General features: G+C 70.9%; 16 protein-coding genes and 1 pseudogene. 16 read left to right on the top strand and 1 reads right to left on the bottom strand.

Annotation, left to right across the window (positions count from 1 at the left end; translation table 11 throughout):
- From E1300_RS23035 to E1300_RS23100, 16 genes and pseudogenes are all read left to right on the top strand, one after another.
- Window positions 1-358, top strand: a 358-nt coding sequence (locus E1300_RS23035) for a hypothetical protein (RefSeq protein ID WP_207399911.1), incomplete at its 5' end; no start/stop codon positions are given.
- Window positions 359-404: 46 nt separating this feature from the next.
- Window positions 405-764, top strand: a complete 360-nt coding sequence (locus E1300_RS23040) for a hypothetical protein (protein ID WP_131759123.1) — start codon at window positions 405-407, stop codon at window positions 762-764.
- Between the two features lie 96 nt (window positions 765-860).
- Window positions 861-3,128 (top strand): winged helix-turn-helix domain-containing protein, encoded by a 2,268-nt coding sequence (locus E1300_RS23045; RefSeq protein ID WP_131759124.1) that lies wholly within the window; start codon window positions 861-863, stop codon window positions 3,126-3,128.
- A gap of 236 nt (window positions 3,129-3,364) precedes the next feature.
- Window positions 3,365-3,682, top strand: a complete 318-nt coding sequence (locus E1300_RS23050) for a hypothetical protein (RefSeq protein ID WP_131759125.1) — start codon at window positions 3,365-3,367, stop codon at window positions 3,680-3,682.
- Window positions 3,683-3,839: 157 nt separating this feature from the next.
- Window positions 3,840-4,328, top strand: a complete 489-nt coding sequence (locus E1300_RS23055) for a hypothetical protein (RefSeq protein WP_131759126.1) — start codon at window positions 3,840-3,842, stop codon at window positions 4,326-4,328.
- Between the two features lie 109 nt (window positions 4,329-4,437).
- Window positions 4,438-4,782 (top strand): hypothetical protein, encoded by a 345-nt coding sequence (locus E1300_RS23060; RefSeq protein ID WP_131759127.1) that lies wholly within the window; start codon window positions 4,438-4,440, stop codon window positions 4,780-4,782.
- 56 nt (window positions 4,783-4,838) lie between these two features.
- A pseudogene (locus E1300_RS54010) lies at window positions 4,839-5,225 on the top strand (DNA cytosine methyltransferase); the annotation flags it as partial.
- 1 nt (window position 5,226) lies between these two features.
- Window positions 5,227-5,718, top strand: a complete 492-nt coding sequence (locus E1300_RS52655; protein ID WP_242619334.1) for a hypothetical protein — start codon at window positions 5,227-5,229, stop codon at window positions 5,716-5,718.
- A 23-nt stretch (window positions 5,719-5,741) separates the two neighbouring features.
- On the top strand, window positions 5,742-5,960 hold the full coding sequence (locus tag E1300_RS52660; RefSeq protein WP_242619335.1) for a hypothetical protein: 219 nt from the start codon (window positions 5,742-5,744) through the stop codon (window positions 5,958-5,960).
- Between the two features lie 199 nt (window positions 5,961-6,159).
- Window positions 6,160-7,143 carry a DUF5131 family protein gene (locus tag E1300_RS23070; protein ID WP_131759129.1) on the top strand — a complete coding sequence of 328 codons (984 nt, stop codon included), beginning with the start codon at window positions 6,160-6,162 and terminating at the stop codon, window positions 7,141-7,143.
- Window positions 7,140-7,346, top strand: coding sequence for a hypothetical protein (locus E1300_RS23075; protein ID WP_131759131.1), 207 nt, complete (start codon window positions 7,140-7,142; stop codon window positions 7,344-7,346). Before E1300_RS23070 ends, E1300_RS23075 begins: the two co-directional genes overlap by 4 nt.
- Window positions 7,343-7,537, top strand: a complete 195-nt coding sequence (locus E1300_RS23080) for a hypothetical protein (RefSeq protein WP_131759132.1) — start codon at window positions 7,343-7,345, stop codon at window positions 7,535-7,537. The genes E1300_RS23075 and E1300_RS23080 overlap by 4 nt, the downstream gene beginning before the upstream one ends.
- On the top strand, window positions 7,534-8,445 hold the full coding sequence (locus E1300_RS23085; protein ID WP_131759133.1) for a bifunctional DNA primase/polymerase: 912 nt from the start codon (window positions 7,534-7,536) through the stop codon (window positions 8,443-8,445). The genes E1300_RS23080 and E1300_RS23085 overlap by 4 nt, the downstream gene beginning before the upstream one ends.
- Window positions 8,442-10,040 (top strand): hypothetical protein, encoded by a 1,599-nt coding sequence (locus E1300_RS23090; protein WP_131759134.1) that lies wholly within the window; start codon window positions 8,442-8,444, stop codon window positions 10,038-10,040. Before E1300_RS23085 ends, E1300_RS23090 begins: the two co-directional genes overlap by 4 nt.
- Window positions 10,041-10,379: 339 nt before the next feature.
- Window positions 10,380-10,619, top strand: a complete 240-nt coding sequence (locus E1300_RS23095; protein ID WP_131759136.1) for a helix-turn-helix domain-containing protein — start codon at window positions 10,380-10,382, stop codon at window positions 10,617-10,619.
- Entirely contained in the window at window positions 10,616-11,824 is a 1,209-nt protein-coding gene (locus tag E1300_RS23100) for a tyrosine-type recombinase/integrase (RefSeq protein WP_131759138.1), read from the top strand. The genes E1300_RS23095 and E1300_RS23100 overlap by 4 nt, the downstream gene beginning before the upstream one ends.
- A gap of 194 nt (window positions 11,825-12,018) precedes the next feature.
- Here the strand turns inward: E1300_RS23100 and E1300_RS52665 are convergent, their stop codons facing one another.
- Window positions 12,019-12,303: a hypothetical protein gene (locus E1300_RS52665; protein WP_242619336.1), complete on the bottom strand. Its 285-nt coding sequence runs from the start codon at window positions 12,301-12,303 to the stop codon at window positions 12,019-12,021.
- Between the last annotated feature and the right edge of the window lie 181 nt (window positions 12,304-12,484).

Here is a 12,484-nt window from a genome sequence, read left to right on the forward strand (position 1 = left end):
CGCCGGACCGGCACGCACCGGGCGGCGCGGGCGGGCGGGTCGGGCGCGGTCGCGGTTGCGGGGTGCGGTGCCGCTGAACCTGGAGGCGCCGGGCACCGATGTGGAGTTCCTGGACGCCTGCGCCGATCTGCTGCACATGCTCCGCGCGGTGGGGGTGGCGGTGCAGGACTGGACCGAGGAGGTCTCCGGGCGGCGGCTGCCGTCGGTGGTCACCGGGCCGCTGGACACCGTGTCCGAAGGGCTGGTGGACGGGGCCGCATGCGCCGCGCTGGCCACGATGCTGTTTGAGAACTGGTTCGCCGAAGCCCGCGAGGTCGCCGCCGCCGGGATCGAGTTCACCGGCGACGACCCCGAATAGCCCCCGCCCCTGCAACCCCGACCCCTGACCTGAGGGAGGACCGAGGATGCTTCCGCGTCCCCGCGGCCGGCGTCCCGGCCGCTACACCATCGAGTTCGACACCCCCGACACCGACGGCGAGTTCATCGCCACCAGCCTGGCCATCGCCGCCCTGGTGGGCGGCATGGCCGACGCCGTGGACGACTGGACCGACGAACTCACCCGCCGCGGCATGCCGCCCGCCATCACCCTCCAGTTCCAGCACGTCGCCGACAACCTCATGGACGGCGAGACCGCCGCCCGGCAGACCGCGGCCAACTTCGCCGACTACTTCGAGGACGCCCGCACCATCGCCGCCCGCGGCATCCGCATCATCGGCAACCCCCACCGCCGCGGCGGAGGCCCCGGGAGGCGCCGCGCCGCCTGAACCCCGCCCACCTGCCACCGACAACGGCCCGTGCCGCCGCCCCCACCGGGATGGCGGCACGGGCCGTTGTCGTGTTCGACCTGCAAGGAGTTCGCCATGCCTGGACGTTCCGCCCGCAGCGGCTTTGGTCGCCCTGCGCGCCGTACGCCGGGCCGCTTCGCGCGGCCCGGTCGCGGTCGCGGAGGTGGCCGGGGCCGCTACGCCGACGCCGAACTGATCGATCCGCTGCTGCCCGTCATGGCCGACTACCGGCCGCGCCCGCGCGGTCAGGTCGCCCGGATGGTCGCGCGCGGCTATGCCCGCTGGGTGATGGCCGCGCCCGACACCCGCGGCCTGGGCACCGGCCTGACCGCCCTCTACCCGGCCGGGCAGCTGGCGCACCACTACGCCACCGGCCCGCACGACCCGCTGCTGTTGGGGGCGTTCGCGCCGCCGGTCGCGCTGGCCGCCTGGGTCGCCACCTACAAGACCCACGGGTCGCCGCGCTACTCCGGCGCGATCGCCGCGATCGCCGCCGGTGTACCCACCTGGCTGGCGACCGCCGCGGCCACCGGGGTCACCAACCTGTCCACCCTGCTGGGCTACACCGTCACCGCCTCCGCCGCGTGGTCGGCCTACACCTGGTCCGATGTGCTCAAAGAGCGCCGCCGGTTCGCCGAAGCACAAGCCAAGTGGGAGACCATCGCCGGACTGGCCGGGCTGGAGGGCTCGCGGCTGCTGCGCACTGAACGCACCCGCACCGGCGTGAAGTTCAAGATCGACCTCGGTGTCGAGGGCCCGTCCGCGGCGAAGCTGGAGCGCGGGGACCTGGCCGAGCAGATCGCCCGCTGCTACGGCATCGGCGCCGACGCCGTCCGCATCACCAGCAGCCGTAAGAACGCCCGGATCGCCTGGATCACCATCCAGCTGGTGGACCTGTGGTCGCAGGAGATCCCGCACCCGGCCGTCACCGACCCCGCCGCCGCGGCCAAGGGCCACCGCTCCATCCTGGACGGCCCGTTCATCATCGGCACCGACCCCGAAACCGGCGAGGACCTCGAACTGGTGGTCTTCGACGAGGGTGGCGCCCGGCATGTGGAGATCGTGGCCACCAACGGCGGCGCCAAGACCAACACCCTGTCCAACATCGTCCAGCAGGGCGCCGAATGCTACGACGTGCTCACCATCGCGATCGACCTGGGCAAGGGCGTCATCACCACCCTGTGGAAGGGCCACCTGCACGAGGCCGCCGGCGTGGGTGAGGAGGACAAGGCGCTTCAGATCCTGGACTGGATCGACATCCTGGTCGATGAACGCGCGATCGCGTGCGCGGGCGGCACCCACCAGCCCACCCCGGCCGCGCCGGTGGTGCTGCTGGCCATCGACGAGCAGGACACCGCCACCGGCCTGGACTCGCCCATCGCGCACCGGGTCAAGCCCGTGCTCGACAAGGTCCACCGCCGCGGCCGGTCCGGCGGAGTCGTCGGCATCACCGCCAAACAGCGCAACGTCGTCCAGCACACCGGCACCAAGGAAGGCAGCGCCAACACCTACACCAAGATCGTGGGACGGGTGTCCGACACCAACGAGATGCGAAAGGCCGTCCCGGACTGGGAGACGCTCGGCTGCCCGGACATGTCCACCTACGGCTCCGGCGCCGCCGGGGTGGTACTGCTGGTCCGCCAGGGCGGCACCTGGCAGACCGGCCGCACCCGCGCCCTGTACGACCCCGACACGGTCAAAGCGCTCGCCGACGCCTACGGCCCCGCCGACGCGCACCTGGAACCCCAGATCGCCGCCGCGCTGCCCGGTTACGCCGAACGTCACCCCATCCCCGCCACCACCAGCGCCACGCGCACCGACACCACCGACCGGCCCGCCGCCCCCGGCGCTACCGAAGGTAGTGGGAGCGGCGGGCAGGACCCCGTGAGCACCCCGCCGCCGACCGGCCCGTCCTCGGAGGGCTCGGCCCGGGGCGGTGGCCGTACTGGCGACGATGGCGACTGGGGGTTCGACCCCGCCGACGACGCCGCCGTGGACGAGGCCGCCCGGGGACTGGTGGAACGGCTGGACGAGTTCATCGCCGAATCCGTGCCGCCGCCCGAACAGCCCACCCGGCTGGAAGACCTGAACGCCGCCCGCAAGAAGATCGACAACAACACCGTGCCTGAACCGGTCGTCCAGGCCGTCACCGCGTTCCTGGCCGAGCGCGGCACCCGCGGCGCCCGCCGCGACGAACTGGTGGCGCACCTGAAACTGAGCAAGTCCAGGGCCGCCGAGCACCTGGGCGCCCTGCGCGCCAACGGCGTCATCACCTCGGCCGGCAACGGCAAAGCCGCCCGCTACTACCTTCCCGAGCACACCCCCGACGATCACAGCGCGTAACCCGCGCCCGGCGCAAACTGTCCGCCCCAACTGTCCGCTGAACTGTCCGGCCGAACTGTCCGACCGGCCCCAACGCGCGCGCACGTGGACCCGCACGCCCACCCGCACCGGACAGTTGGACAGTTCCCCGCCGGACAGTTCACCCGCTCCACACACAGTGACCGGCCGAGCATGCTCGACCCCCGCGCGCCCTCGGCCGTCCCGTCGTCCTTCAAGATCCGTCTAGCGGAGACGCCATGCTGCCCTCGTTGATCCCCGCCGCCGTCCGCACCGTGACGGCGGCGCCGTCGCCGACTCCGAGCCACTCGCCGCCGGCCGCCGGGCACGGCGGCGGGGGCGGGCTGTGGCTGCTGCTGCTGTTGGCCGGGTTCATCTGGCTGATCGCGCACCTGATCTCGGTGCGGCTGCACCCGCTGCGCACCTGCCGCGCCTGCAACGGCACCGGCCTGCACCGCGGCCACCTCTTCACCGGCGCCGTCCGCGCCTGCCGCCGCTGCGGCGGCACCCGCCGCGAACTGCGCCCCGGCGCCCGCGCACCCGACCGCCACCACTGACCACGCGACCCCCCACCGCTCTGGACCGGCCGACCGATACTGCCGTGGTGTTCATCGGTGACGCCAACCGGCTCGGCGGCGGCGCGTCCGGCCACGGCGGGACGCGCCGCGCGCCGCAACACCCGCTACCTGGCGAATCCCGACAAGGAGACCAACAATGCACGGTGATCAAAACACTCGCGAGTGGGACCTGTACGTGATCCTTTCGGTCACCCATCGCCTGCCGGTGGACTTGGACCCCTGGCTGGAGATCCTCGGCTTCTTGATCGGTGACACCGGCATCGGCGTGGTACAAGGCGCCGCCGCCCAGAAGGAAGCCAGGGACTGGGTGTTCACCCAACACCCCCAGTTGCGCGACATCCCGGCGGTCCCGGACTTCGCCGAGGGGGACGACGCCGCGATGGACGAATGGGCCAACCGGTACAAGCAGCGATACGGACAGACGCTGCCGCTCCGGCCACTTCCGCAAGCCCGACAAGTCCATCGCACCGTCCTGGAAGCCACGCTCGCACTCGCACCGTCGGAAAAGGTCATCGTCATCAACCCAGACGACGACCCCGGCGAAGTCATCGACACCATCGCTGACCTGCACGACCGGCACACCGCCAGTGAGCGTGAGGAACCCGACGACCCCACCCCCGCGTAAGGCGGCCAGGACCCACATCGACACCTCCTGCCCACACCTTCATCGCCCCGGAGACCGGCCGACCGGTCCCGGGGCGTTCTGCCGCCCACCCTCCCGGAGGGACCTCGTCATGGCTGATCTCTTCCCGCCGCCCCAGCAGTGGCCGGTGCTGCAACCCCCCGACTGCCCCACCTGCCAGACCGGCGCCGACGTGGTGTTCATCGGCGACGCCGACCGGATCGACGGCGGACAGGCCAACATCTGGCACTGCCGCTCCTGCCCCGACGACTTCGCCACCACCATCACCTTCTGGCCTGTGCTGGAGGGCCCGGACTGCCCCTACTGCGGACAGGGCTTCACCTGCTGGGCCGCGATCGACCCCGACCACGGCGGAGACCTGTGGACCTGCGAGCACGGCCACGAATTCGTCGTGGACCCCGAAGGGCTGATCGTGCTGCCCAAGGACGCGGCATGACCGCGCCCGCTCCGCTGGCGCTGGGGTCGGTGTGCACCGGCTACGCCGGGCTGGACATGGCGGTCGCCCGCGTCCTCGACGTCGAACCGGCATGGGTCGCCGACCCCGACCCCGGCGCCGCCGCGATCCTGGCCCACCACCACCCCGAGGTTCCCAACCTCGGCGACATCACCGCCGTGGACTGGTCCGCGGTCGCGCCGATCGATGTGCTGTGCGGCGGCTACCCCTGCCAGCCCTTCAGCGTCGCCGGCCGCCGGAAAGGAAACGCCGATGCCCGCCACCTGTGGCCGCACATCGCGACCGCCCTTCGCCTTCTACGACCCCGCCTCGCGATCTTTGAGAACGTCGAACATCACCTTCGACTTGGGTTTGCCGACGTCCTCGCCGACCTTGCCCGCCTCGGGTTCGATGCGGAGTGGATCACTCTTCGCGCTTCGGTGGTCGGTGCTGCGCACCCCCGATCCCGGCTCATCTTCCTGGCCTGGCCTGCCGACACCGACCGCACGCGACTGGAAGGGGCACGGCTACCCCGGCCAACTCCCCAACGCGGTGGCGCTGCTGCCCACCCCCCGCACCAGCGACACCAACGGCCCCGGAACGCACGGGGACGGCGGGCCGGACCTGCGGACGGTGGTGTCGTTGCTGCCCACGCCCCGGGCGACCGACGGGACCAAGGGCGGCCCGAACCAGCGCGGATCGGCCGGGGACCTGATGCTGTCCTCGGCGGTGTCCAGGCTGCTGCCGACCCCCACCGCGACCAACGCCCACGGCAACGACCGCAACAACCACGGCCGTCTGCTGCTGCCGGGCGTGGCCAAGACGCTCACCCCATCGACTGGGGCGACTACGGACCCGCGATCGACCGGTGGGCCCGCATCCTCGGACGCCCCGCACCCGCGCCAACTGAGCCTGGACGAGATCACCGACCCCGGCTGAGCCCGATCTTCGTCGAATGGCTCATGGGCCTGCCACCAGGCCACGTCACCGACCCCGCCATCTGGACCGCCTACACCGAAACCGCCCGACAACGCGGCGCCAGGTGCACCCCGGCCACCGTACGCAGCGCCCAACTCCGCGCCCTGGGCAACGGCGTCGTCCCCCAACAAGGGACCGCCGCGCTCGCGCTGCTGCTGGACCGCCTCACCGCCCGACCGGCCGACACAAGAGGCGCCGCGTGACCGCCCCCGGCTCGCTGAACTGGCGAGACGCACGGCACTGGGGCGGCGGCACCCGCCTGCCGTGCGTGCACTGCGGCCGGGGCGCCTTCTGCCGCGACGAAGACGGGCGCCCCTGCCACAAGACATGCGCCGAAGCCGCCACAGCACCCGCCGCGAGCACATCGACCATGCCCTGTCCCGAAGATCGGAGGTCTGTCGTATGAGTGATCACAGTTCGATCGAGTGGACCGACGCCACCTGGAACCCCGTGACCGGCTGCACCAAGGTCAGCCCCGGATGCGCCAACTGCTACGCCAAGACCTTCGCCGAACGCTGGCGCGGCGTGCCCGGCCACCACTTCGAGCGCGGGTTCGACCCGATGATGCGCCCCGAACTGCTGCGCCGACCGCTGACCTGGCGGGCGCCGCGGCGGGTGTTCGTCAACTCCATGTCCGACCTGTTCCACGACAAGGTCCACTCGGTGTTCATCGCGCGGGTGTTCGCGGTCATGCTGGCCGCCCAGCGGCACACCTTCCAAATCTTGACCAAGCGTCACGCACGCATGCACGACCTGCTGCGCCGCCCGGCGTTCCATGACCTGGTGCTGGAGTTGGCGGTCACCGCCTACGGCGCCGACCCCGAGCGTGCCGAGCGGCGGGGGTGGCCGCTGCCGAACGTGTGGCTGGGCGTCAGCGCCGAGACCACCAAGTGGGCCTGCATCCGGCTGCCCGCGCTGCTGGACACCCCCGCCGCGGTCCGATTCGTCTCCGCCGAGCCGCTGCTCGGCCCGGTGAACCTGTCGCCCTGGCTCACCCCATTGCGGACCCCGGCCGGTGACCCGGCACGGCCCGGGATCGACTGGGTCATCACCGGCGGCGAGTCCGGCCCCGGCGCCCGCCCCGCACACCCCGACTGGTTCCGCTCCCTGCGCGACCAGTGCGCCGCCGCCGGGGTGGCCTACTTCCACAAACAGCACGGCGCGCACACCTGGCAGCCCCCCGACAACGGACGCGGCCCGGACCTGCACGTCCACGCCGCCACCGGCGCCACCCGCCCCGCCACCGACCGGCCCGACGACCCGACCGGATGGGCGCCAGTCTGGCGCGTCGGCAAAAAGGCCGCCGGCCGCGTCCTGGACGGCCGCACCTACAACACCATGCCCACCCACCCGACCGGCGTGAACGGCGTGGACGGTGCGGCGTGACCGGCGGCATGGTCGGACGCCACTACCTCGACCCCGGCGACCGCCTGTCCGGCCGCAAGCACCCGCCCGAGCCCGTGACGGTGCTGGCCCGATGGGCCGACGGCGGGGGCCCGCGCAACGTGCTCATACGCCGCCCGGACGGCACCCGGCAGGTCATCCCGTTCCCGCGGCGCCTACGCCGCCGCCCTGAGGACGTCCCGTGAGCAGGTGCCCGGCCTGCTGCAGGACCCGGTACGCGCGGCACTACCTGTGCCGCCCGTGCTGGTGGACCCTGCCCGCCCCCGCCCGCGCCGCACTGAACCGCCGTGACCGCCGCGCCGCGGCCCGGCTGATCGAGCTTCACCGCCAACTGCGCGCCCGCGTGCCGCTGAACGAGATCGAGGTGACCCCATGACCATCTCCACCCCGCGCCTGCACCCCGGGGCCGCCGCGCTTGCCTGCGCGCGCCGCGGCTGGCACGTCTTCCCCCTGGCCGTGGGCGGAAAGGAACCGCCCCGCGGGATGCGGTGGACGAAGACCGCCACCACCGACCCCGACGCCATCCGGCAGATGTGGGCGCGGTGGCCCTGGAACGTGGGGATCGCGTGCGGTCCGTCCCGGCTGCTGGTGATCGACCTCGATCTGCCCAAGCCCGGCGAGAGGCCGCCGGCCCGGTGGGCGCTGCCCGGCGTGCGGGACGGCGCGGATGTGTTCGCGATGGTGTGCGAACAGGCCGGCCAGCCGATGCCGCTGGAGACCTTCCAGGTCCGCACCCGCCGCGGCGGACTCCACCTGTACTTCACCGCCCCCGACGGGCTCCGGCTGACCAACACCGGCGGCGAGTACGGCAACGGGCTGGGCTGGAAGATCGACACTCGGGGCGACGGCGGATACGTCGTCGCCCCGGGCAGCTTCGTGGACCTGCCCGACGGCGCCGGACCCTACACCGCGTTCCACACGGTCGCCCCCGCGCGGTTGCCCGGCTGGTTGGCCGAGCGGCTCCGCCCCGCGCCGCTGCCGCCGCAACGCCCCATCACCGTCGAACTGGCCACCGGGAACCGCGGCGCCTACCTGGACAAGGCCGTCACCGCGAGCCTGACCGCGATCGCCGACGCCCCCATGGGACGCCGGAACGCCACCCTGTACGGCGCCGCCGTCGCCCTCGGCCAACTGGTGGCCGGGGAAGCGCTGGACGCCGAGGAGACCGAGCAACTGCTGACCGCTGCCGCCGTGCGCGCCGGACTGGCTGTGATGCCCGCCCGCCGGACCATCCGGTCCGGGTTCCGCGCCGGCACCCAACGCCCCCGAAGGGTGCCCACATGACCAACGATCTTCCGCGCCTGCAAGCCGGATCCGGTCCGGAGACCATCCGCGTGCTGAAAGCCGAACTCGCCAAGGGCGCCCTGCCCGACACCTACGTCTCGGCCGGGGCCCTGGTCCACATGGAGACCGTGTCCGGCGGGCAGACCTCCCCGGCCGCCGACGAAGACTCACCCCTGCCCGTCACCGCCAGCCCAGTCACCCCCGCCACCCTGGCCGGGCTGCTGGCCGAACACGCCTACGTCTACCGGCTCCGGTCCCGCAAAGACGGCAACGGCGGCACCGAGCACTACGAAGAAGAGGTCACCCCACCCCGCGACATCCTCGCCTCCGTGCTGGCCGGCAAGACCTGGCCCGGCCTGGCACCCCTGCGCGGCGTGATCGGCGCCCCGGTGCTCCGCCGAGACGGCACCCTGCTGCAACGCCCCGGCTACGACCCCGCGACGGGGCTGTACCTGGCCTCGAAAGTCGCGCTGCCGCCCGTCCCCGACCGGCCCACCGGCCAGCAGGTGGACGGCGCCCGCGACTTCGTGCTGAACCGGTTCCTGCGCGACTTCCCCTGGTCCACCCCGGCCGACCGCGCCAACTACCTCTCTCTCCTGGTCACCCCGATCCTGCGGCACTTCACCCGCTCACTGACCCCGTTTGCGCTGATCGACGCCACCATGCCCGCCTCCGGCAAGAGCATCCTGACCGGCGGCCCCGGCATGCTCTACGGCCAACGCGTCATCCCCTGGGCCTACACCGAAGAGGAGCTACGGAAGTCCATCACCGCGGTACTGGCCGAACAGGTCGGCGTCGTGGTCTGGGACAACCTCGCCGAAGGCACCGTGATCGATTCGGCCACCCTCGCGCTGCTGGTCACCGCCGGCGTTTGGTCGGACCGCCAGCTGGGAGCGTCCCGCAACATCGCCACCGTCAACGACCGGCTCTGGATGGCCACCGGCAACAACCTCCAAGTCGGCGGAGACATGGCCTCCCGCACCGTCCGCGTCCACCTGGACCCCAACATGCCGCGGCCTGAGCAACGCGACCAATCACGGTTCGGCATCCCGCACCTGGACCAATGGATCACCGATCCACGCAATCAGCTCACCGTGCTGTGGCACCTGCTGGTTCTCGTTCTGGACTGGACCTCCGCCGGGGCACCGCGCGTCGACACCGTCTCCATGCGCCAGTTCACCCCGTGGGCGCAAGCCCTCGGCGGATTCCTCGCCCACCACGGCATAGAGGGCTTCCTGGCCAACGCCGCCGACGTCCGCGGGATCGATGAGGACGAAACCCGCTGGCGCGCGTTCCTGGCCTGCTGGCACGACCTGCACGACACCGAACCCATGACCGCCGCCGAACTCCGCCGCTCCGGCGACCCCGACCGGATCGGCCTGGACGAACACGACCGGTGGGACGGGCAGTTCATCACCACCCACACAGGTCGGCCCCCCAATGTGCTCGCGCTCGGCCGACTCCTCACCGGGCAGGTCGGACGCTGGCGCGGCGACTACGTCATCCGCTCGGCCAAGAACCACCGCGGCGACCGGAACGTGTTCTGGGTCGAACATCACGAGACCGACCGGGCCAGGGGAGAGCGCGATGCCTGAACCGGTCGGCATCGGGGCTGAAACATCTCCGCATCTCCGCAACGCCGCACAGACCACCTCTGACCTGCACTTCCTGAGTGCGGAGATGGCAATGGTCGCTGAGAGTCCATCTCCGCATCTCCGCACCGAGTGCGGAGATGAACGTCCGGTTGCGGAGATGGACCGAGCCCCACCGCCTCCTTCTCCGCACCCGTCACCGCAGGTCACAGACGCAAGTGCGGAGATGCGGAGATGCGGAGATGTTTCAGCCCTTCCCGCACAGAAGCCGCGCGCCGCCACCGCGAGTGGGCTGTCCCGCTGCCTGCTGTGTCGTCTTCACGTTCCGAAAGGAGCCCCCACATGACCGAAGTGCTCGAACACGGATCCGCTGATCTCCTGCACGGCGGCTGGTACACCACGGAGGAACTCGCCGATCTGATTGGCGTGGACCCGTCAACGCTGCGCAGGTGGCGTACCGCCCGGCCGATGCAGGGACCGCCCGTCGTCAAGATGAGCGGCTCCGTCGCCCGCTACAGCTCCCGCGACGTCGAGACCTGGCTGAGAAGCCACCGCATGGTTCCCGGGGAGCCCAGCCGATGAGCCGTCGCGAGGCGCTGCCGATCGGCGTATCGCTCTCCTGTGACATCGAGTTCCGCCCCGACCGGCCCTCGCCCTATCGGGCCAGGGTCCGGTGGGTGGAGCCGCACACCGGCCGTCGGCGCTCCCTCTCGGAGGCTAAGGAGACGGAGCCGGAAGCCAAAGCCTGGATCGAGAGACTCCAGACGGCGGCCAAAGGCGGTATCGATCCCGCGACCGCCACTGTGAAACTGGCCGACTACGGCGCCAGTGTGATGACGCTGGCCATGCGCGGGCTGGAGAGCAAGACCCTCGATCCCTACATGGCCGGCTGGCGCCTGCGCGTCCTCCCCGCACTCGGTCATCTGCCCGTGGTGATGATTACGAACGGTGCCGTTGACCGCGTGGTCCATGGCTGGATCGCGGATGGTTGCGGACGATCGACCGTCAAGAACAGCCTCGCCGCGTTGGTGCGCGTCATGGAGCAGGCCGTGCGGGACGGGATCATCACTCAGAATCCCGCGCGCGTGGTCGGCTGGCAACTCGAATACAAGCAGGCCGAGGACGAGTTGGACGATCCCCGCGCGCTAGCGCTCCCGACCTGGGACGCGCTGGTCGAACTCGCGGACGCGCTGGTGGAACGGTCGTCCGACCACTACCGCGGATGGGGTGACGTCGTCCTGTTCGCCGCATGCACCGCCACCCGCATCGGCGAGGTATCCGGCGTCCGAGCAGGCGACATCGACCGCAACACTTGGATCTGGAACCTGCGCAGGCAGACCACGCCAGGACCGGGCGGACTCATCGACAAGGGCACCAAGGGCAAACGAGCCCGCAAGGTCCCGCTGATCGAAGAGATCCGCCAGCTGGTAGGGCAGCGGCTTGACGCCCTCGCGGACGATCCGGCGGCCCGGCTGTTCACCGGTCCGCGCGGCGGCCGGATCACCACCGCGATCCTGCGCGACGCCACCCACTGGGACGAGGTGGTGACCCGTCTCGGCTACGAGCACCTGCGCCGGCACGACCTTCGCCATACCGGTCTGACCTGGATGGCCGATGCCGGGGTCCCGGTGCACGTGCTCCGGAAGATCGCCGGACACGGTTCACTCAGCACAACCCAGCGCTACCTGCATCCGGACGCCCGGTCGCTGACCGAAGCGGGGGAGGCCCTGAGTCTCCACCTGAGCGATCGTCGGTCCCCAGATGGTCCCCGGCTACGCGTCGTGTGAGCGACGTGAGGCTTCAGCTAGAGACAAAGAGGCCCCGCTGACTGCGGCCTATGCCATGGTCAGCGGGGGCTTCTTGATTCCAGGAACGTTCGTCCATTGCTCTTCAGCCTGATCCGTAAGACTTAGGCGAGAGAGGTGACTCGCGTCTTTGGCTATGGGCTGCGGTATCTTAGTTAACTCATTCCTGGCTTGCGTTAGTCCTCTTGAAGTAAGCGTTCTCGAATCATCCTGGCCGCCTGCCCGGCGGCCAGGAGTGTTTCGCCTTCCAGATATCTCTGTGCAGTCTCGTGGAGGACCGTTGCGTCGGTGATTCGAGCGAGATGAAACAGTACGGTTGCGGCGGCATCGAAAGTGTCTTCGAGGTCAAAGACCTGAACGTCCATCGGCGACAAGGACTTCAAGGGAGATTCCCGGACCCGCACGACGGAGTATCCGGCCTCAGTGAGCGCACGTGTTTTCGCCCGGTCGCGATCTTCCATTCCGCGATGCCACCAAGAGCCGTCCATTTCGACTATCGTGTTGCCAAAACGCATGTCGGCTTTCCGGAAGCGTGCCCGTGCCTTTTCAAGGAAGCAGTCGTGACTGCAGTTCGTCTCCCCGATCAGAGGGGCGAGGACATGTCGGAGTTCGGCGTAGAGGCGTATCTCCTGCTTCGAAACT

The organism is Actinomadura fibrosa (genome assembly GCF_900659615.1).
Classification (GTDB): domain Bacteria; phylum Actinomycetota; class Actinomycetes; order Streptosporangiales; family Streptosporangiaceae; genus Spirillospora; species Spirillospora fibrosa.